Raw genomic sequence first — 22234 nt, 5'->3', positions numbered from 1 at the left:
CAGCGTAGGTGTCATACCACGAGAGAGTCTCTCGGTCCATGTCACATCTCATCGAATCCGTGGGCCTGCATGCGGTGGGCGAGTTCGTTGAGGAGATTCGGGACGGCCGACTCGGCCAGTTTGGCGTATCCACTCTTCGCGTCAACGCTCATACAGCCGCGGAAATTGTTGTCGTTATCTCGGATGGGAGAGGCGAACACCGCACCTCGATGTCGGATCTGCTGGAACTCCCTCCAACTCAATCCCATCACCGCGGCGTCGCCGTCCGTCGCGCGTAGTTCGTTGAACGCACCCTCGGATTGAACGGTCGAAGCCAGATCCTCAACGTCGAAGGCGGTCTCTGCGTTGAGTTTCCAGCACATTCCGACCACGCCCTGCCCTCGTCGTGGCTCGAACTTGCGCAGCACGACATTGCCACCTAAACGATACGTCGCCACCCGGTGGAGGCGTTTCCCCCCGACAAGCCACCACGGGCGCTTCACCTGCCACGCATGCAATCCGAGATCCTCGAACTGGAAACCATCAATCACCCGGTCCGCCTCCCGAATCATCCTTCCGAATTGGACAAACACTTCCCGCTCCAGCTGTGCACGCTGACTGAGCAGACTGCGCTGCGCGCGTGTCGCAAAAGGGCCGAGAGTAAACACCGCTACGACTATCAGAAGCGTCGGAACGAGGACGGGCACGCGGTCGGTGAATTCATCCCATAGTCGCTGGTTGGGAAATTCTTGGTTGCGAGCTGCCAAGACCGCCAGCGCCGCAGTCGCGATACTCTTGTCCCATACTGCGGCAGCTTTCGCTCTCATCTGTACTACCCGTCCACATAGTTACCATCAGGCATCCTCCATACACGCGGGCGCGAGATTACCGCAGCGCAGTGACTGACACCACATTATTTCGCCGGTCTCCTTGCGCGTGGCCAGGTTGAAGACGGCCAGTTCTGTCAATCCCCATGATTCACAACGTATTTCGCCAGCCTGGACGGACGTCCAATGTTAGTCTTGCGGGGTGGGGATCCTTGGATCATGTGACAGATCCGATCTTTGCGCGGAGTTTTCCGGAACATCCGATACGGAGTTCACTCGCACGTATGCCAAACCGTCGGACCGGTACCTCGCGCAGACATCGGACAGCGTTGCGGTGGTTGATCTTTCACCGCTGGTCGTCGGCCATGTGCTCGTGTGCCCCCGCCGGCACTATTACAGTGCGGCCGAAGCGATCGCGGACAGCGCGTGCGGGTTCCAGTCCTTCCTCGGGCGTTTCCTGCACAGGTATGCACAAATATTCGGCGACTTCACAATCCTCGAGCACGGTTCGACGGCGGCTATGCCAACGGCCTGCATCAGTCACGCGCATCTACATGTTCTACCGCTCGCGCTGGAGCCGGTGATCAACCGCATGGTCGACGACGGACTGTCACTCGCCCTACTGGACAGTTGGCAAGGTTTTTCCGATTTGTGTATCGATGAGTCACCGTACTATCTTGCCGCAGACGGGAATCGATTCTTTATCGCCCGCCCGCAACAGCGCATGATCAGCCAATATCTCAGAGTAGTAGCAGGCGCAAGCGTCGCAATCCCATCCGAGGAGTGCGACTGGGCGCTTGTCGTCAGACGCGAGATCTTCCACCAAACCATTCATCGCTGGGCGGTTGGGGCCGCCGAAGGAGTGACGCTGTGACCGTGCATGCACTGACCACCGATACTCCGCTGGACGAGCCGTCCAAGATCGCGGAAATAGTCGTGCCGACTATGGGCGACCAGCAATCAACTACACATCTGGCAAATGGCTCGACCGCTGCTCTTCTGCTGGGTGCTGGTGCTCAGGATGATTGTGCTGCCTTCCGCCTCAGCGGCGACCAAGTACTTGTTGCCGGAACGGATTACGTACGCGGACCAAAGTTCAGCTTGTACGAGAAGGGATTCATTTCGAATTACGATATCGGCTGGTATCTTGCTGGAGCAAATATCAGCGACGTCGCCGCGATGGGGGCGGTACCTCTGGGTCTGCTTTCGGTCGTACGCTATCCAAAGAATTTGCAGGATGATGATTTTGCCGAATTGATGGAAGGTATCCGCGATGGCGCCCGTGCGGCCGGAGCGCACAACGTCGGTGGCGACATCGGCACCGCCGAGCGAATAATCCTGTCTGCCAGCGCTTTCGGTGTGGTCGAACCAGGGAACATCCTTGCCCGCACCGGGGCTCGCCCCGGCCAGGTTCTGTGTACTACTGGACCTACGGGCCTGGCCGGCAGCGCGATGAAGCTCGCCAACGCTGGAGTTGATATCAGGCATCGCAAACACTCGGCGTTGTTGTCAAAGTGGCAGCGAGTAGCTCCTCGGGTCACACACGGCCGAGCATTCGCTCTCGATCCCGCAGTGACTTCCTGCATCGACACCTCGGACGGGCTCAAAGGCGCGGTGGAGACGCTGGCCCGGGCCAGCGACGTATCCATCCTCGTCGACGAAGCAACCTTGCCGATCCACGACGCGGTACGCGAGGCAGCTTCCGAATTGAACTGCGAAGTACTAGATCTCGTCTTCGGTGACTCTGTCGACTTCGAACTGGTCGTTACGGTCGATGCCGAAGCGGTCGACGCGCTCTCCGCGAAATTCGGTCAGTCCGACCTCGACTTCCATGTGATCGGCCGAGTCGAAGCCGGATCTGGTGCGGGGCTATTGCGGGGTCAGGACACCATGCCCATTCCCGGAGCGTCGTGGAAACACGCTTGAGCCGCTGCAAATTTGTATGTGGGCAGTGGTTCGGCCGCCAGCAGTCAGCCGAGGTCGATGGCGGTTGCTGCGGTGGCCATTGCGGTGTAGCCGGCGTCGCTGGGGTGGAGGTGGTCGCCGGAGTCGTAGGTCGGGGATAGGCGTTGGGGGTTGGTTGGGTCGGCGAGGGTGGTGTCGAAGTCGATTATCGCGTCATATTCGCCGGAGGTGCGGATCCAGTGGTTGACGGTTGTGCGCTGGGATTCGGCGGTGGGGGAGTAGTAGGGGGAGCCTTGCATGGGGAGCAGGGTGGCGCCGATTACGCGGAGGCCGCGGGAGCGGGCTTGGGAGATGAGGTTGCGGTGGCCGGCGATTAGTTGGTCGGTTGATACGGGGGTCGCGGGTTCGCCGATGGCGGGTGCGCCGGTGCTGAGGCCGATGTCGTTGATGCCTTCGAGGATGATGACGGTGGATATGCCGGGCTGGTCGAGGACGTCCTGACGGAAACGGCGTTGGGCGCTGTCGCCGAGCCAGCCGGAGTCGACGGTGACCCGGTTGCCGCCGATGCCCTGGTTGAGGACTGCGCGTGGGGTTCCCTGGGCGGCAAGGCGTTCGGAGAGTTCGTCGGGGAAGCGGTTGTCGGTGTCGGGTGTGGAGCCGACGCCGTCGGTGATCGAATCGCCGAAGGCGACGATTCCGGCGGTTCGCGGGACGATATTGGCTACTTCGACGCGGGAGAGGAAGTACCAGGCCTGGGTGGTCTCGGTGAAGGCTGTGCCGGTGGTGTCGGCGAGATGGTTGCCGACGGCGCGGTAGGCGGTTTCCAGTGCCTGGGAGTGCTGGGTTATCGGGCCTGTCGCCTCGGCGAGGTGCAGGGTGATGGTCAGCGCGTCGAATGGTGCGACGGCGAGTGGGACCGGGTCGGTCAGGAGGTCGGTGCCTGGGGCGAGTGTGACGGACTCGGCGTTGCCGAAGGTCAAGGGGCGCAGGGTGTTCGGGACGATCGCTGCGCCGGAATCACTGCGGGCGAGACTTGCGCCGGTGATGCGGAGTGGTGCGGTGCCGTAGCGGTTGGACAGCTGGATTCGGGTGGCGACACCACCTTCGGTTACGCGAATCACTTGGCGCAGTGTGTGATTCGCGAACCCTGACTCCGACCAGTTCGGGGTGGGGAACTTGTCCGCCCGATATAGCGAGGTAGCCCAGGCCGCCGACCAACCGGGCGAGGTCGGCGACGCACCGGCCGTTGTCACCGTCATGGGCGCTATAAGCAGTGCTACCAGTGTTAGCGCACGCAGCAGTAGGGCTGAAGCTTTGCGAGGACGCATGGCGTAATCCGTTCTGGGGGAGGAGTAGTCGGGGGCGCGACCCGAACAGGTATGGGGTGAGATTGCTTCGGCCGCCTGTCGCGCGAGATCGAGGCCGATTTGGAATATGGGCGACAACCCACGAGAGGTGATCGATACGAACGTGGAGCTAGTGGCACGCGAGCCGCATGGCCCGATTTCCTGGCACTGCTGGGTGCGGATTTCGGCGGGGTCGATGCCTGAACCCATTGAGCGGCATAGGATTTGGCAATCCCGGTGTCCTGGTCCCAACTGGGTAGCACGGGCCTTTGCGGGCTAGACGTCGTGGTGCTGGTGGTGGCGGTGCGCGTTTCGGGCTGGCTTAGTGTCGCGGTCCTGGGGCGGGGTGCCCGATTACGGCCTAGCGACTGAGTCCCGCCATCTGGTCGTGCTGGCGGTCCGTAGCGCCGCCAGAAGCGGTGGCGGCGCGGTGTTTGGCGGGTTCGACGTCGTAATTCTGCTGGGTGTCTAGATTTCGGGTTGGCTTGAGCCCGTGGCGAGTCCCAGACCTACTCCTTCGCGGCTGCCTGCGCGATGTCGACGCGGTCCTGATGTCGTGGTCCTGTGTGGTTTGGGGTGGGGTGCCCGATTGCGGCCTAGCCGCTGAGTCCGAGCCGGTCTGGTCGTGCTGGCGGCCCGCAGCGCCGCCAGAAGCGTGGGTGGTGCGGAGTTTGGCCGGTTCGAGGTCATAATTCCGTTGGGTTGTGCGGATTTCGGGCTGGCTCGATGTCATGGAGCTGCTGGGTCGTGTGGCTCTCAGCAGGCTTGCCGTCGTGATCCTGCCGGGCCGGTGCGGGCGATGGCAGGCTTCACGCCTTAGTCCCATTGAGAGGTACGGATCTCAGCGGGCTCGACGGATGGTCTTGTTGGTAGGTGTGGATTTCGGCTGACTCGCCGTCCGTAGCCTGCTGGGCGGTACGGATCTCAGCGGGCTCGACGTGGTGGTCTTGTTGGTAGGTGCGGATTTCGGCTGACTCGCCGCCCGCAACCTGCTGAGGTGGCACCGATCTCAGCGGGCTTCACGCTGTGATCCTGTGTAGGTGCGGATTTCGGCTGACTCGCCGTCCGCGGCCCGCTGGGCGACAAAGCCCAGCTTGCTTGCCGTCGTGGTCCTGCTGGGTCTGAGCACTTCGACGTCACGCCCTGCGGGGACGGCATGAACCCCGACGCACTCAACGCCCCCGCACTACTGCGCCGCACGAACCTCGCCCGCGAATGCGTAGTCTCGCCGCCAATCCGAGCCGGTCGGAGCCAGGACGACCCGCTCAACTCCTGCGGCTTCGTAGGCCGCCAATTCCTCTGCGGCAACACCGGGTTCCGTCGATACGGCCGGTGCGACGACCGTAACCGCAGGCGTCGGACGTTCGTGTCGCTGTGCGAGTTCGCGCAGTTCGGTCAGTAGGGCCGGCAGGTTTTCGAGGCCGGGGTTGATGGGCATCCAGGCGTCGCCGTGGGCGGCGGCGCGGCGTCTGGCTCGGGTGCTGTTGCCCGCGATCAGGATTGGGGGGATCGGGGCGCCGGGGGACAGGGTGACTTCGAGGTCGTCGGACAGGGTTGCCGGTTTGCCGGCGATCAGATCGGGCAGCACGGTCAGTGCGCGGTCGGTGCGGGTGCCGCGTTCCTCGAACGGTGCGTTTGCGGCGCGCCAGCCGGTATCGCCGTGGGCGGGGTTTCCGGTGCCGATTCCCAGCAGGAGGCGGTTGTTGGAGAGTTGTTGCAGGGTGCTGATTTCCTTGGCTGCCCATGCGGTGGGTCGCAGCGCCAGCAGCATGGCGCCGAAGCCGATCCGGATTCGATCGGTTACCGCGGCGGCGGTGGTGAGGGCTACCGTGCTGTCGAGCATGGGCTGGGCGGCGACGAGATGATCGGTGGCCCAGACGGATTCGAGTCCGGCGGCCTCCGCTGCCCGAGCGCTGTCCCGTAGCATCGCGGCCGGGGATTCGGCGATGTGTGGTCCGGATGTGGGTAGGAATACGCCGATTTGAATGGCCACCGGTTTGCCTCCGATTTCGCGAGCGATTGATTCGTGATCAACGCTAGGGCGTTCGAGGGGGAGTTCCAATGTGCGATTTAGTCAGGACCATGCTCGAAACGTGCACTCGGCGGCATCGCTCGCGCGGCTGAACTCTGCGGCGATGTCGAATCCGCCTAGGGGCACAGTGATCGGCCGCGCGGCCAGGAGAGTGGGAAAGGCGTTGTTACGCCAGGCCGTGGCGGCGGGCGTAATCGATGGCGGCGACGCGGTCGCGGGAACCGGTTTTGGCGAAGATCCGGTTGATGTGGGTTTTCACCGTGTTGGCGGTGAGGAACAGGGCTTCGCAGATTTCGGTGTTGGTCATGCCGCGGGCGACGAGGGCGAGGATTTCGGCCTCGCGGCGGGTCAGGCCGTCGGGGAGTTGGGCGGGTTCGGGGATGCCGCGGGCGGCGGCGAGCAGGGTGTCCTGCACGCGGGCGTCCAGGACGGCCATGCCGCTGACGGCGGAGTGCAGTGCGCGGACGATGCCGGCGCGGTCGACGTCTTTGGTCAGGAAACTGCGGGCGCCGGCGCGCAGGGCGGAGAGGGCGGAGATGTCGTCGGCGAAGGTCGACAAGATCACGACGGCGACGTCGGGATGGTCGGCGGCCAGGCGGGTGGCGGTCTCGACGCCGTCGAGCACCGGCATCCGCAGATCCAGGAGCACGGCGTCGGGATGGTGTTCGGCGACCCGTTCCAGGGCCTGCTGCCCGTCGGCGGCGGTGGCGACCACGTCGATGTCCGGCAGCACGTCCAGCATGAGCGCGATGCCCTCACGAACACTGGCCTGGTCGTCGGCGACGATGATCCGCAACGGTCTTCCGGCATCCATCGCCGCGTCCACGTAGCTTCCCTTCGTGTCGAACATGTCGTGCACGGGCCGGTCGACTGTGGGCAGGGTCGTGACTGGCGGCAACCGAACTCTCCTCTAGCTGAACTCAGTTAGCATAGTCGGTCGATCGAGCCGTTTCGTTACCGCGCATTTCGGCACCGCCCAGGGTGATTATCGTCTCTCCGGCCGGGGTCAGGGGCCGAATTCCGGGAGCTGTCCCCGGCTTTCAGTCCGGCACGCGGGCGGTGACCGCCCACTGGCCCTGCCGCACTCCGGCGCAGATCGTGCCGCCCAGCGGGAGCAGCCGCTCCCGCATGCCGAGCAGCCCGTAACCACCCTCGACCGTTCGATAGCGCTGATCGGGCACGCTCTGGCCCAGCGGGTTCTCGACAGTCAGCACGACTTCGCCCGGCTCGTACCGCAGCGTCACGGTGATCGGCTGGTCGGGAGCGTGCTTGGCGGCGTTGACCAGGGCCTCGCCGATGACCCGCACCAGCGCCAGCGTGATCTCCGCCGGCACCGACCGCGGTGTCTCCTCGACGGTCAGCGTGACCCGGTTGCGATGGACCGCGCGATGCCGATCGACCAGCGCGGTGAGTTCCTGGTCGAGCGGCAGCAGCTCGGCGCGCAGGCCGTGCACGGCCCGGTGCGTTTCCCGCAGCCCCTCCCGGGCCGTCTGCTGCAGGTCTTCCAGGAGTTTCAGCGCGCTGTCGACATCGCCGAGGTCGGCCAGTACCGCGTGCAGCACCTCGAGCTGGATGCCCAGCAGCCCGAGCGAGCCGGCCAGCACATCGTGGACCTCCCGGGCCATCCGCGCGCGCTCCGCCAATACCGCGGAACGCAGTTCTTCCGGCTGGGCGCGGTCCGAGTGGCTGTAGGTGTGTGGCGCATCAGGGGAGCCCGACCATGACAAAGCTGACGTCCCGACTGCGTGCATGACTCCACCACACCTCAGCCGGGGCGGTTTTGTCAACGCGTGGTCGGGTTGCTCCCCTATTGGCCGACTCGCGCCCCTGTTCAGTTGTCTCAGGTCCTGCTGGGATACTGGCTCACACGCTGATCATCATGACCCGCGGGCGGTGTGACGTCGTCACCCTGGTGGGTGATTTGCCACTCTCTCGTACCCGCCTCACCCTCTGCGGCGATGCGGTCACCCTGCCGCTTACGGCATGCTGCTTGATGTACTCGACTCTGTGCACGAAAGGAGGGCCCTGTGTCCGCTGCTGCGACGCAGACACCGTCGGCCCTCGTCGCGGGGTTCCGGTGATCGACGTGTTGATCGTGGGAGCAAGTTGGGCTTCGACGCAGCACCCGGTGACCAACGCCTTCGCCGCTGCGCTGGATCCGCGCCGTTTCCGGCCGCGCCTGGTCTCGAACTCCGGCACCGGAGCGGGCGCGCGGGCCGAACTCCTCGGCGAGATCATGCGCTGCGACGAACCCGTGGTCCTCGCCGGCTACGCGCAGGGCGCTGCTGTCGCGGGTGATGTCGCCTCGGAGATTTCCCGGGGCGCGATCGCCGGCGTGGAGGTCGCCGCGTGCGCGCTCATCTCGGACCCGTATCGGCCGGCCGGTATGTCGATCGGGGTGGATCCGGGTGGGCACGGAATCCTCGGCCAGCGCGAGGTCGGGATGGTGCCGACGTACTGGGTGGCCGCCCGCGGCGACTTGACGACCGCGTTGCCGGTCGGCAGTTCGCTGCGCATGACCGCCGAAGCGTTCGAGTACGAGGATCTTTCCACCGAGGAAGAGATGGTCGGCTGGGCGCGCAGGCTCGTGGACGCGGACATCCGAGAACAGCTGCGGCGATTCCCCTTCGGTCTGCGGATGTGGGATTCCCGGAGTGCCGAACTCAGCCAGCTGAGCGCCTTCCTGTTCACCAAGCCGTACGTCGACGAATATCTGGGCGAGGGCGGCGCGGCCTCGCTGGCGAAAGTGCTGAATCGCGAGCTGAACATATGTTGAGGCGACCGGCACGTCTTATCGATTTTTCCATTGAAGTCGTAATTGGCCCCGGAACCCGGACGCACGCTGGTGTGCCCGGGTCGGTGCGCTGTTTGACAGAGCGCTGCACAGCGCTCCAGAAGTGAGGTTACGGGTGTCTTTCGACGGTAACGGCGAGATGGAGAACGTGGCTGCGGCGGGTTCGGGAGACGAGCTCTTCCGGCTGTCCCCGGCACAGCTGGGCATTTGGTATGCCCAGGCGCTGGATCCGCAGGTGCCGATCACCATCGCGCAGTACGTCGACCTCACCGGGGAGCTCGACCGCGATCTGCTGTGGCGGGCCGCCGTCGAGGCTTCGCGCGAGATCGGTTCCGGTCTGATCCGCCTCACCGAGGTCGACGGCGAGCCGATGCAGTTCGTCGACCCCACCGTGCCCGACCGCGACCGCATGCACTACGTCGACCTGCGGGACGCCGAGGACCCGGAGGCCGCCGCGCACGAATGGATGCGCGCCGAATACAGCCGTCCCGTCGATCTTTTCCAGGACCGGCTGGTTCTGCTGGCCGTCCTGCGGCTCGCCGAGGACCGCTGGTTCTGGTACCTGCGGGCACATCACATCGTGCTCGACGGCTTCTCGGCCATGACGTACGTCAACCGCATCGCCGAGCTGTACTCCGCCGCCGTCACCGGTATCGAGCCGACGCAGTCGAAGGCGACCGATCTGCGGGATCTGGTCGAGACCGAATTCGCCTACCGCGACAGCACCCGGTTCGAATCCGACAAGCAGTACTGGGCCGAGCGGGTAGCGGGCCTGGCGGAGGACACCAGTCTCACCGGGCGGTCCGCGCCTCCGGCGCCGCTGAACCACGTGGCCCACGCGACCTTGTCGCCGGACCGGCAGGCGCTGCTGGATGCCGCTGTGCAGCGCCATGATTCGTCGCCGTCGGCGCTGTTGCTCGCGGCTTTCGCGGCGTATCTGGCGCAGTGGACCGGAAGCCAGGAGGTCGTGCTCAGCCTGCCGGTGACCGCGCGCACCACCGCGGTGATGCGGCGTGCGGCCGGTTTCACCTCCAATATCGTGCCCTTGCGTCTGCACGTCGGTTACGACGACGACATCGCCGCGCTGCTGAAAGCGGTGCAGGTGGAGGTGTCGGGCGCGTTGCGGCATCAGCGCTACCGGCACGAGGACATCCGCCGCGACGGCGCGGGTTCGGGCACGGTCACCAAGGAGTTCTTCGGACCCTGGGTGAACATCATGCTGTTCAACAGCCAGATCGCGCTGGGCGAGACGACTGGCAACATGCACGTGTTGTCCACCGGGTCGGTGGAGGACATGAGCGTCAACTTCTATCAGTCGATGGGTGGCTCCCAGTTCAACATCGACTTCGAGACCAATCCGAATCTGTACGCCGCCGACGAGGCGAGCCGGCAGCACGGGCGTTTCCTGGAGTTCTTCGACCGTTTGCTGGCCGCGGCCGCGACGGATCGGGTGTGGGATCTGCCGATCACGACCGAGACGGAGCTGACCCGCACGCTGACGGAGTGGGGTACGGCGGATCATCGGGTGGTCGACACCACGCTGCCGGTGCTGCTGGAAACCCAGATTCCGTTGTCCCCGAACAATATCGCGCTGGTGTTCGAGGGCGCGGAGCTGACCTACGCGGAGTTCGACGCGCGGGTCAACCGGCTGGCCCGGTTCCTGATCGCGGACGGGGTGGGCCCGGAATCGCTGGTGGCGCTGGGCATGCGGCGATCGCTGGAACTGGTGATCGGCATGCACGCGGTGCTGAAAGCCGGTGGCGCGTATGTGCCGATCGATCCGGATCACCCGGCCGAGCGCACCGCCTACATCCTCGAGTCCGCGGCACCGGTCTGCGTGCTGACCACCTCCGGTGACGCGCTGGAGTTGCCGGCGTCGGTGCGCCGGGTAGAGCTCGACGCACTGGAGTTGTCCGAGTTCTCCGACGCGCCGGTGACCGACGCGGATCGCCTGGCGCCGTTGCGGCCGGCTAACACGGCCTACGTCATCTACACCTCGGGTTCGACCGGCCGCCCCAAGGGCGTCGCGGTCACCCATCGCGCCATCGTGAACCAGCAGCTGTGGATGCTGAACGAGTACCGCATGACCGCGGACGACGTGTATCTGCAGAAGACCGCGACGACCTTCGACGTGTCGCTGTGGGGCTATTTCCTGCCGTTGCTGGTCGGCGCCAAGCTGGTGGTGGCCGCGCCGGACGGGCATCGGGACCCGATCTACGTGGCCGAGATGATCGAGCGGCACGGCGTGACGATCACCGACTTCGTGCCGTCGATGCTGACGGTGTTCGCCGCGAACGCGACCCAGCGCAACTGTGCCTCGCTGCGTGCGGTGTTCGTGATCGGTGAGGCGTTGCCGCCGGAGACGGCCGCCGCGTTCCGGGCCATCAGCTCCGCGGGCCTGCACAATCTGTACGGTCCGACCGAGGCGGCTGTGTCGGTGTCCTCGTGGGAGGTCACCGCCGCCGACACGACGACGGTGCCGATCGGCGTTCCGGAGTGGAATGTCGAAATGTATGTGCTGGACGGCCGGTTGCGGCCGGCCGCGATCGGCGCTCCGGGTGAATTGTATTTGGCCGGAAGGCAATTGGCCCGCGAGTACCGCGGGCGCGCGGACCTGACGGCGGATCGTTTCGTCGCAAGTCCGTTCGGCGCCGCTGGTGAGCGGATGTACCGGACCGGTGACCTGGTGCGGTGGAACAACTCTGGTGTGCTGGAGTACATCGGCCGTACCGATTTCCAGGTGAAGTTCCGTGGTCAGCGGATCGAGCTGGGCGAGATCGAGACGGTGCTGCTGGGTCATCCGGCGGTGTCGCAGGCTGTGGTGCTGGTCGTCGATACCGCGACCGGTCAGCAGTTGGTCGCGTATGTGGTTGCGGGACCGGGACTTTCGGTCGAGTCCGCGGAGCTGACGCAGTTCGCCGGTGAGCGGTTGCCGTCGTACATGGTGCCCGCCGCGGTGGTGGTGCTGGAGTCGTTCCCGCTCAACACCTCGGGCAAGCTGGACCGAAAGGCGCTGCCGGAACCGGTGTTCGCCACCGATATGGCCGGATATCGCGCCCCGCGGACGCAGAGCGAGCAGGTTGTCGCCGCGATCTTCGCCGATGTGCTGAATTTGCCGGTGGTCGGCGTAGAGGACGACTTCTTCACCCTCGGCGGCAACTCGCTGGTCGCCACCCAGGTGATGGCGCGGGTGTCGTCGGCCTTCAATACCCGGTTGGGCGTGCGGGCGCTGTTCGAGACGCCGACCGTGGCCGGTATCGCCGCGCGCGCGGAGAGTGCGGGCGGGTCGGATACCGCGCGGCCGCCGCTGGTGGCCTACGCCGTTGCCGAGCTGGATCGGGTGCCGTTGTCGCTGGCGCAGCAGCGGATGTGGTTCCTCAACCAATTCGATCCCACCGCGCCGATTTACAACTTGCCGTTCGTCATGCGCTTGCACGGTGCGATCGATATCGAAGCCTGTGTCGCGGCGTTGTCGGATGTGATCGAGCGGCAGCAGTCGCTGCGTACCATCTTCCCCACCTGGGGCGGCGCCGGTTACCAGCAGGTGTTGCCGATGGACCAGGTGAACCTCGATGTCGAGGTGCGCCGCGTCGAGGAAAGCGAGCTGCGCGCGCAGCTGCTCGAGTTCGCGCAAGCCGGTTTCGATGTCACCATCGAATTGCCGATCCGGGTCCGGATCTTCGAAATCGCCGATAGCCAGGACTACGCGGTCGCTATCGTCACCCACCACATCGCGGTCGACGGATTCTCGTTCGGGCCGCTGGCCCAGGACATGGCGCAGGCCTACCTCGCCCGTGCCGCGGGACAGGCGCCGGACTGGGAGCCGCTCGCCATCAATTACCGCGACTTCACGGTGTGGCAGCGTGAGGTGTTGGGTTCTGAGGATGATCCGGAGTCGTTGATTTCGAGTCAGACTCGGTATTGGGTTTCGCAGTTGGCGGATTTGCCGGATGAGTTGGTGTTGCCGGTGGATCGGGCGCGTCCGGCGGTGGCGAGTTTCCGGGGTAGCCGGGTTTCGGTGGATATTTCCGCTGATGTTCAGCGGAGTTTGGTGGGTTTGAGTCGTCGGCATAATGCGTCGGTGTTCATGGTTTTGCATGGCGCGTTGGCGGTGTTGTTGTCGCGGTTGTCGGGGTCTGATGATGTGGCGATCGGTACGCCGATTGCTGGTCGTGGTGAGCAGGCGCTCGATGATTTGGTGGGGATGTTTGTCAATACGTTGGTGTTGCGGTCGCGGGTGGATGGTGGTGAGTCGTTCACTGAGTTCTTGGGTCGTGTGCGTGAGACGGATTTGGCGGCGTTCGGGCATGCGGATGTGCCGTTCGAGCGTTTGGTGGAGGTGCTGAATCCGGCTCGTTCGCAGGCGCGGCACCCGCTGTTCCAGGTGATGCTCGCCGTGCAGAATTTGGATCGGGCTCGCCTGGAGTTGGAAGGGTCGAGCGTCCAGGTTCAGGAATTGACGGTCGATCTGGCCCGATTCGATCTCCAGTTCGTTTTGTCAGAGGTCCCGGCCGGTGGCTGGACGCTCGAATTGACTTACGCCTCCGAGCTTTTCGATGAGTCGACGGCTGCTGATATCGCGCAGCGGTGGGTGCGTGTGCTGGAGACGGTCGCCGCTGATGAGTCGGTGGTGGTGGGTGCGGTCGATATTCTGCGGGCGGATGAGCGTGCGGAGTTGATCGCGCGTGCGGGTTCGGCCGCGGAGCCGGCGCGGACGTTGCCGGAGTTGCTGGCCGAGGCCGTCGCCGGTGATCCGGCCGCACCCGCCGTGGTCTTCGAGGGGCGGAGTCTGTCCTACGCGGAGCTGGACAGCCGGTCGAATCGTCTGGCGCGCTTGCTGATCCAGTCCGGCATGGGACCCGAGGACGTGGTCGCGATCGCCGTGCCGCGTTCGGAATTGTCGTATCTCGCCGCATGGGGTGTTTCGAAGTCGGGTGCCGCCTTCTTGCCGGTCGATGCCGGATTGCCGAGCGACCGCATCGATTACATGCTCACCGATTCGGGTTCGCGTGTGGGCGTGACGGTTTCGTCGGTGCGCGACCAGTTGCCCGATTCGGTGGCATGGGTCGTGCTCGACGAGCTCGACTCGGCGGACTACTCGGATGCGCCGGTGACCGATTCGGAGCGGTCGCGGCCGCTCTCGGTGCAGCACCCGGCGTACGTGATCTATACCTCCGGCACGACGGGTCGGCCGAAGGGCGTGGTGGTGACCCACGTCGGTCTGGCGAATTTCCGGGCCGAGCAGAACGAGCGTTACGAGCTCGACAGTTCCACTCGCGCTTTGCATTTCGCTTCGCCGAGCTTCGACGCCTCGATTCTGGAATTCTTGCTGGCCCTGGGTGGCGGCGGCGCGCTGATCGTGGTGCCGCCGGGGACCTATGGCGGTGCGGAGCTGGCGGAGCTCATTCGCGCCGAGCGAGTGACGCATGCGATTTTGACGCCGTCGGTGCTGGCGTCGATGGATCCGGTGGCGTTGGCCGGTCTGCGTGTCGTGATCGCCGGTGGTGAGGCGGTTTCGGCTGATCTGATCGCGAAGTTCGCGGGGGATGGGCGGCGTTTCTTCAACGCGTATGGTCCGACTGAGGCGACGGTTGCGAGCAATATCAGTGGTGCGTTGGTGCCGGGTGATCGGGTGACTGTGGGTGGTCCGATTCGTGGTATGCGGGCGTTGGTGTTGGATGCGCGGTTGCAGCCGGTGCCGGTGGGTGTTGCGGGTGAGTTGTATTTGTCGGGTGTGCAGTTGGCTCGGGGTTATCTCGGGCGTGCTGGTTTGACTGCTGATCGGTTTGTGGCGAGTCCGTTTGCTGTGGGTGAGCGGATGTATCGCACTGGTGATGTGGTGCGGTGGACTGGTGCGGGTGCGGTCGAGTATGTGGGTCGTTCTGATTTCCAGGTGAAGGTGCGTGGTTTCCGGATCGAGTTGGGTGAGATCGATGCGGCGTTGACTGCTGATGCGAGTGTGGATTTCGCGGTGACGGTGGGTCACACCGGAACCGCGGGCGTCTTGGCATTGGTGTCGTATGTGGTTGCGGCGCCGGGCCATTCGGTGGACATCGCGCAATTGTCGGGTGACCTCGCGCGTCGTCTGCCGAGCTACATGGTGCCGTCCTCGATCACGGTGATCGACGAGATTCCGTTGACTCCGACGGGCAAGCTGGATCGCCGGGCACTGCCGGTGCCGGTGTTCGAGGTGCGGCAGTTCCGTGCGCCGTCGACTCCGATCGAGGAGATCGTGGCGCAGGTCTTCGCCGAGGTGCTCGATGTCGAGCGGGTCGGTGCCGATGACGACTTCTTCACCCTGGGTGGTAACTCGCTGATCGCCACGCAGGTGGCGTCGCGGCTGGGCAATGCGCTCGATACCCGGGTGCCGGTGCGCATGGTGTTCGAGGCTTCGACGGTCGCCGCGCTGGCCGCGCGGGTGGAATCGCATGCCGGTGCGGGCGCTTGGCGTGAGCTGGTGGCGCGGGAGCGGCCCGATCGGGTGCCGTTGTCGCTGGCCCAGCAGCGGATGTGGTTCCTGAACCGATTCTCGGTGGGCAGTGACTCCACCGAGTCGGCGGTCAACAACATTCCGATCGCCATCCGGCTGTCGGGTGAACTCGACGTGGCCGCGCTGCAGATCGCCGTGATCGACGTGATCGACCGGCACGAATCCCTGCGGACCGTCTTCCCGGAGACCGCGACCGGTCCGGTGCAGGTAATTCTGGACGCGGCGCAGATCACGCCGGACCTGACTCCCGTCCCGGTCACCGAGGACAACCTGGTCGACCACCTGGTCGAGCTCGCGTCCCTGGCTTTCGACGTCACCGCCGAGGTGCCGTTGCACGCGCGGCTGTTCGAGATCAGTGAATCCGAATACGTGCTGGGCATGGTGGTGCATCACATCTCCACCGACGGCTGGTCGGTGGCTCCGCTGGCGCGCGACGTCATGGTCGCCTACGCCGCGCGCACCCTGTGGGAACTCCCGGCGTGGGCCGCGCTGCCGGTGCAGTACGCCGATTACGCGCTGTGGCAGCGTGAGGTGCTGGGTTCCGAGGATGATCCGGAGTCGTTGATCTCCAGCCAGATTCGGTACTGGACCGAGCAGCTGGCGGATCTGCCCGACGAGTTGCCGTTGCCGTCGGATCGTCCGCGGCCGCCGGTGGCGAGCTACCGCGGTGGCAGCTATCCCTTCGTGATCTCCGCCGATACGCAGCGCCGGTTGGTCGAGGTCGGTCGCAAGCACAACGCGTCGCTGTTCATGGTGATGCACAGCGCCTTGGCTGTTCTGTTGTCTCGGATGTCGGGCACCGGTGACATCGCGATCGGTACGCCGGTGGCTGGTCGTGGTGAGGCCGCGCTGGATGATCTGGTGGGTATGTTCGTCAACACGTTGGTGTTGCGGACCGAGGTTCGTGGTGCGGCGACGATCGCGGATCTGCTGGCTGATGTTCGGGATACCGATCTGCATGCGTTCGCGCATGCGGATGTGCCGTTCGAGCGTTTGGTGGAGGTGCTCAACCCGACGCGTTCGCAGGCTCGGCATCCGTTGTTCCAGGTGATGCTCTCCTTCCAGAACCTGCCCGAGAGCACCTTCGAACTGCCCGGTCTGCGGGTTTCGGCCATCGACGTCGAGATCGGCACCGAGAAGTTCGACCTTTCGCTGACCCTGCGGGAATCCGGCGAGTCGGACAGCGGCATGCTCGCGGAATTCTCTTACGCCACAGATCTGTTCGACGCCGCGACGGTGGTCGGGTTCGCCGAGCGGTACCTGCGGGTGCTGGAGTTGCTCGCGGAGGATCCGCAGCGGCGACTGCGTGATATCGATCTGCTCGAGGACGCCGAGCGGGCCGTGGTGCTGCACCGGTGGAACCAGACCCAGCACGCGGTGCCGACGACGGTCAGCGTGCTGGATCGGTTCGAGGCGCAGGTCCGGCGCACCCCGGACGCGGCGGCGCTGACCGCCGAGGAAAGCCGCGACGCGACGCTCACCTATGCCGAATTCTCCGCGCGCGTGAACGGGCTGGCGCGCGAACTCATCGCTTCGGGCGTCGGCCCCGAGACGCGGGTGGCCGTCGGTATTCGCCGTTCGGTCGACACGCTGGTCGCGATCTACGCGGTCCTGACCGCGGGCGGCGCCTATGTGCCGGTGGATCCGGACTACCCCGCCGAACGCATCGAGTATGTGCTGGACAGCGCGCAGCCGGTCTGTGTGCTGACCACCCGTCGCGATGAAAACCTTTCGGACGGAGTCGGTCTGGGAGCCACCGGCGAACTGCCGGTCCTGTACATCGACGAGCTGGATCTGGCCGGGCATTCCGATGCGCCGGTGACGGCGGCCGAGCGGCGCGGCGTGCTGCGCTCCGGCAACACCGCCTATGTGCTCTACACCTCCGGTTCCACCGGCCGGCCCAAGGGCGTCGCGGTCAGCCATGCCGCGCTGATCAACCAGATGAGCTGGATGATCGCCGAACTCGGGCTCGGCGAGTCCGATGTCGTGCTGCACAAGACGCCGTTCACCTTCGACCCGTCGGTGCGAGAGTTGTTCGCCCCCTTGATGGTCGGCGCGCACACCATTGTCGCCACGCATGACGGTCACCGCGACCCGAAGTATCTGTCCGAGGTCATCGAGCGGAACGGCGTGACCGTGACCTCGTTCGTGCCGTCGCTGCTGTCGGTGTTCGTCACCGCCACCTCGCCCGCCGAATGCCGTTCGCTGCGTGCCGTTTTCGTCGGCGGCGAGGTGCTGCCGCCGACGCTGGTGACCGCTTTCCGTCAGGTGTCGGACGCGGCCGTGTACAACTCCTACGGTCCCACCGAGTTCACCATCACCTCGACCTTGTGGCGGGTGGACGAGGTGGCGCCGGGTTCGGTGCCGATCGGTGGTCCGGTGTGGAACTCCCGGGCCTATGTGCTGGACGCGGCGTTGCGGCCGGTGCCGGTGGGTGTGCGCGGCGAATTGTATTTGGCCGGTGCGCAGTTGGCGCGCGGCTACCAGGGGCGCGTCGACCTGACGGCGGATCGTTTCGTCGCCGATCCGTTCGGTGCGGTGGGCGAGCGGATGTACCGGACCGGTGACCTGGTGCGCTGGAACAACTCCGGCGTCCTGGAGTACATCGGCCGTACCGATTTCCAGGTGAAGCTGCGTGGTCAGCGGATCGAGCTGGGCGAGATCGAGACGGTGCTGCTGGATCATCCCGCGGTATCGCAGGCTGTGGTGCTCGTGGCCGAGACCGCGACCGGTCAGCAGTTGGTCGCGTATGTGGTCGCCGGGCCTTCGGTGGACTCGGCGGAGCTGACCCGGTTCGCCGGTGAGCGGCTGCCGTCGTACATGGTGCCCGCCGCGGTGGTGGTGTTGGAGTCGTTCCCGCTCAACAACTCCGGCAAGCTGGACCGCAAGGCGCTGCCCGAGCCGTTGTTCGAGGCGCGCGAGTTCCGTGCGCCGGTGACGCCGCTGCAGGACATCGTGGCCGGTGTGTACGCGGATCTGCTCGGCGTCGAGCGCGTCGGCCTGGATGACGACTTCTTCGCCCTGGGCGGCAACTCGCTCGTCGCCACCCAGGTGACCGCACGACTGGGCGCCGCTTTGGACGCCACGGTGCCGGTGCGCGTGCTGTTCGAGGCGTCGACGGTGGCGGCGCTGGCCGACCGGCTGGCGGCGCAGGCCGGGCAGGGCGGGCGGATTCCGCTGCGCCGGCGCGACCGCGACGAGCGGACGCCGTTGTCGTTCGCCCAGCAGCGGATGTGGTTCCTCAACCGCATGGACGCCGACTCGGCGATCTACAGCATGCCGCTCGGTATCCGATTGACCGGCGACCTCGACGTCGCCGCCCTGCAGGCCGCCATCGGCGACGTGATCGAGCGGCACGAGTCGCTGCGCACGATCTTCCCCGAGACCGATGCCGGGCCGATGCAGGTGGTGCTGGACGCCGCCGGGGCCGTGCCGGATCTGGACCTGCTGCCAGTCACCGGCACCGACGTCGTCGAGCAGCTGGTCACGCTGGCCTCGGCCGGTTTCGATGTCACCACCGAGCCGCCCCTGCGCGTCCGGCTGTTCCAGCTCGGCGCGGCGGAATACGTACTGGCGCTGGTGGTGCACCATATCGCCGCCGACGGCTGGTCGCTGGCGCCGCTGGCCCGCGACATCATGCTCGCCTACAGCGCGCGGACCGCCGGTGCGGCCCCCGTTTGGACTCCGCTGCCGGTGCAGTACGCCGACTTCGCGGCATGGCAGCGCGAGGTGTTGGGTTCTGAGGATGATCCGGAGTCGTTGATTTCGAGTCAGACTCGGTATTGGGTTTCGCAGTTGGCGGATTTGCCGGATGAGTTGGTGTTGCCGGTGGATCGGGCGCGTCCGGCGGTGGCGAGTTTCCGGGGTAGCCGGGTTTCGGTGGATATTTCCGCTGATGTTCAGCGGAGTTTGGTGGGTTTGAGTCGTCGGCATAATGCGTCGGTGTTCATGGTTTTGCATGGCGCGTTGGCGGTGTTGTTGTCGCGGTTGTCGGGGTCTGATGATGTGGCGATCGGTACGCCGATTGCTGGTCGTGGTGAGCAGGCGCTCGATGATTTGGTGGGGATGTTTGTCAATACGTTGGTGTTGCGGTCGCGGGTGGATGGTGGTGAGTCGTTCACTGAGTTCTTGGGTCGTGTGCGTGAGACGGATTTGGCGGCGTTCGGGCATGCGGATGTGCCGTTCGAGCGTTTGGTGGAGGTGCTGAATCCGGCTCGTTCGCAGGCGCGGCACCCGCTGTTCCAGGTGGTCCTCGCGGTACAGAACCTGCGTCAGCCGACGCTGGAACTGGACGGCTTGGTCGTCCGGGCCGAGGAGCTCGAGGTCGAACTGGCGAAGTTCGATCTGCAGTTCACCCTGCTGGAAGTCGACGGCGGTGGCTGGACCCTTGAATTGACCTACGCCACAGATCTTTTCGATGAGTCGACCGCTGCTGATATCGCGCAGCGGTGGGTGCGTGTGCTGGAGACGGTCGCCGCTGATGAGTCGGTGGTGGTGGGTGCGGTCGATATTCTGCGGGCGGATGAGCGTGCGGAGTTGATCGCGCGTGCGGGTTCGGCCGCGGAGCCGGCGCGGACGTTGCCGGAGTTGCTGGCCGAGGCCGTCGCCGGTGATCCGGCCGCACCCGCCGTGGTCTTCGAGGATCCCGCGACGAATCGCTTCGCGACGCTGTCCTATGGACAGGTCGACGCGCGGTCGAACCGGCTGGCGCGCTTGCTGATCGAAGCCGGTGTCGGCGCGGAGGACGTGGTCGCGGTGACCGTGCCGCGTTCGCAGCTGTCGTATCTGGCCACCTGGGCGATCTCGAAGTCCGGCGCGGCGTTCCTGCCGGTCGCCGCGGACCTGCCCGGCGAGCGCATCGAATACATGCTCACCGATTCGGGTTCGCGTGTGGGCGTGACCGTTTCGTCGGTGCGCGACCAGCTGCCCGATTCGGTGGAATGGCTGGTGCTGGACGAACTCGATGTCGACGGCTACTCCGATGTCGCGCTGACGGATTCGCAGCGCGTCCGGCCATTGTTGCCGCAGCATCCGGCCTATGTCATCTACACCTCCGGCACCACCGGTCGCCCCAAGGGTGTAGTCGTCACGCACGCCGGTCTGGCGAATTTCCGGGCCGAGCAGAACGAGCGTTACGAGCTCGACAGTTCCACTCGCGCTTTGCATTTCGCTTCGCCCAGCTTCGACGCCTCGATCTTGGAATTCCTGCTCGCCGTCGGTGGCGGCGGCGCGCTGGTCGTGGTGCCGCCGGGGGTCTACGGCGGTGCCGAGCTGGCGGAATTGATCCGTGCCGAGCAGGTCACCCATGCGATGCTGACGCCGTCGGTGCTGGCCTCGATGGATCCGGCGGCGGTGGCCGGTCTGCGTGTCGTAATCGCCGGTGGTGAAGCGGTTTCGGCCGATTTGATCAGCAAGTTCGCCGCAGCGGGCCGGAAGTTCTTCAACGCGTATGGTCCGACTGAGGCGACGGTTGCGAGCAATATCAGTGGTGCGTTGGTGCCGGGTGATCGGGTGACTGTGGGTGGTCCGATTCGTGGTATGCGGGCGTTGGTGTTGGATGCGCGGTTGCAGCCGGTGCCGGTGGGTGTTGCGGGTGAGTTGTATTTGTCGGGTGTGCAGTTGGCTCGGGGTTATCTCGGGCGTGCTGGTTTGACTGCTGATCGGTTTGTGGCGAGTCCGTTTGCTGTGGGTGAGCGGATGTATCGCACTGGTGATGTGGTGCGGTGGACTGGTGCGGGTGCGGTCGAGTATGTGGGTCGTTCTGATTTCCAGGTGAAGGTGCGTGGTTTCCGGATCGAGTTGGGTGAGATCGATGCGGCGTTGACTGCTGATGCGAGTGTGGATTTCGCGGTGACGGTGGGTCACACCGGAACCGCGGGCGTGACGATGCTGGTGTCCTATGTGGTCGGCGTGCCCGGTCGCCCGATCGAGGTCGCCGAGCTGTCCGAGGCGCTGGGCCGTCGTTTGCCCAGCTACATGGTGCCCTCGTCGATCATCGTGATCGACCGGATTCCGTTGACCCCCACCGGGAAACTGGATCGCCGGGCGCTGCCCGCGCCCGTGTTCGAGGTGCGGCAGTTCCGTGCGCCGTCGACTCCGATCGAGGAAATCGTGGCGCAGGTCTTCGGCGAGGTGCTCGATGTCGAGCGGGTCGGCGCTGATGACGACTTCTTCACCCTGGGTGGCAACTCGCTGATCGCCACGCAGGTGGCGTCGCGACTGGGCAACGCGCTGGAGACCCGGGTTCCGGTGCGGATGTTGTTCGAAGCCCCCACCGTGGCGGCCTTGGCCGCGCGCGTCGAATCCCATGTGGGAGCGGGGGGACGGCGTGCGCTGGTGGCGCGGGAGCGGCCCGATCGGGTGCCGTTGTCGCTGGCCCAGCAGCGGATGTGGTTCCTGAACCGATTCTCGGTGGGCAGCGCCGATGCCGCCGAAGCCGCGGTCAACAACATTCCGGTCGCCATCCGGCTGTCGGGTGCGCTGGATGTCGCCGCGCTGCGTGCCGCTCTGCTCGATGTCATCGACCGGCACGAGTCGCTGCGGACCCGCTACCCCGAGTCGGACGGGCAGCCCTATCAGGAAGTCATGCCGTTCGGCCGGGACCTGCTCGAGCTGTCGCCGACCAGTATCACCGAAAGCGAACTGCCGCAACAGCTTACGGAGCTGGTGCTGTCCCGCTTCGATGTCACCGCCGAGGTGCCGCTGCGGGTCCGGCTGTTCGAGATCAGCCCCACCGAGCACGTGCTGGCCCTGGTGGCCCATCACATCTCCGCCGACGGCTTCTCGATGGGGCCGCTGACCCGGGACGTGATGATCGCCTACACCACCCGCGCCGGCGGCGCCGAGCCCGACTGGCAGCCG

At 65.5% G+C, this 22234-nt stretch carries 9 protein-coding genes (1 of these 9 running past the window's edge); 4 read left to right on the top strand and 5 right to left on the bottom strand.

Going from position 1 to position 22234, the window contains the following annotated elements; all coding sequences use genetic code 11:
- Positions 1-41: 41 nt before the first annotated feature.
- On the bottom strand, positions 42-806 hold the full coding sequence (locus BJ987_RS02080) for a hypothetical protein (protein WP_209884147.1): 765 nt from the start codon (positions 804-806) through the stop codon (positions 42-44).
- A 202-nt stretch (positions 807-1008) separates the two neighbouring features.
- Here BJ987_RS02080 and BJ987_RS02075 point away from each other — a divergent pair, with 202 nt between their 5' ends.
- Both BJ987_RS02075 and thiL read left to right on the top strand, forming a co-directional pair.
- Positions 1009-1680: an HIT family protein gene (locus tag BJ987_RS02075; protein WP_209884145.1), complete on the top strand. Its 672-nt coding sequence runs from the start codon at positions 1009-1011 to the stop codon at positions 1678-1680.
- Positions 1677-2732 carry a thiamine-phosphate kinase gene (gene thiL / locus BJ987_RS02070; protein WP_209884143.1) on the top strand — a complete coding sequence of 352 codons (1056 nt, stop codon included), beginning with the start codon at positions 1677-1679 and terminating at the stop codon, positions 2730-2732. The genes BJ987_RS02075 and thiL overlap by 4 nt, the downstream gene beginning before the upstream one ends.
- Before the next feature lie 44 nt (positions 2733-2776).
- On the opposite strand, the gene BJ987_RS02065 is transcribed toward thiL, so the two are convergent.
- From BJ987_RS02065 to BJ987_RS02050, 4 genes are all read right to left on the bottom strand, one after another.
- Positions 2777-3832, bottom strand: a complete 1056-nt coding sequence (locus BJ987_RS02065) for an SGNH/GDSL hydrolase family protein (RefSeq protein ID WP_209884141.1) — start codon at positions 3830-3832, stop codon at positions 2777-2779.
- 1411 nt (positions 3833-5243) lie between these two features.
- Positions 5244-6050, bottom strand: coding sequence for an LLM class flavin-dependent oxidoreductase (locus BJ987_RS02060; RefSeq protein ID WP_307869418.1), 807 nt, complete (start codon positions 6048-6050; stop codon positions 5244-5246).
- A gap of 205 nt (positions 6051-6255) precedes the next feature.
- Complete coding sequence (locus tag BJ987_RS02055; RefSeq protein WP_245365770.1) at positions 6256-6987, bottom strand: response regulator; 732 nt, start codon at positions 6985-6987, stop codon at positions 6256-6258.
- A gap of 142 nt (positions 6988-7129) precedes the next feature.
- Positions 7130-7840 (bottom strand): sensor histidine kinase, encoded by a 711-nt coding sequence (locus BJ987_RS02050; protein WP_209884139.1) that lies wholly within the window; start codon positions 7838-7840, stop codon positions 7130-7132.
- 377 nt (positions 7841-8217) lie between these two features.
- Between BJ987_RS02050 and BJ987_RS02045 the strand changes: the two genes are divergently transcribed.
- Both BJ987_RS02045 and BJ987_RS02040 read left to right on the top strand, forming a co-directional pair.
- Positions 8218-8865: an alpha/beta hydrolase family protein gene (locus BJ987_RS02045; protein ID WP_209884138.1), complete on the top strand. Its 648-nt coding sequence runs from the start codon at positions 8218-8220 to the stop codon at positions 8863-8865.
- A gap of 133 nt (positions 8866-8998) precedes the next feature.
- Positions 8999-22234, top strand: partial view of a non-ribosomal peptide synthase/polyketide synthase gene (locus BJ987_RS02040; protein WP_307869417.1) — the start only. It continues 30342 nt past the right edge of the window; only the first 13236 of its 43578 coding nucleotides appear in the window; its start codon is at positions 8999-9001; its stop codon lies beyond the right edge, outside the window.

Source organism: Nocardia goodfellowii (assembly GCF_017875645.1).
GTDB lineage: Bacteria > Actinomycetota > Actinomycetes > Mycobacteriales > Mycobacteriaceae > Nocardia > Nocardia goodfellowii.
Note: the sequence above shows the minus strand (reverse complement) of the source record. Positions and strands in the feature narration are given on the sequence as shown.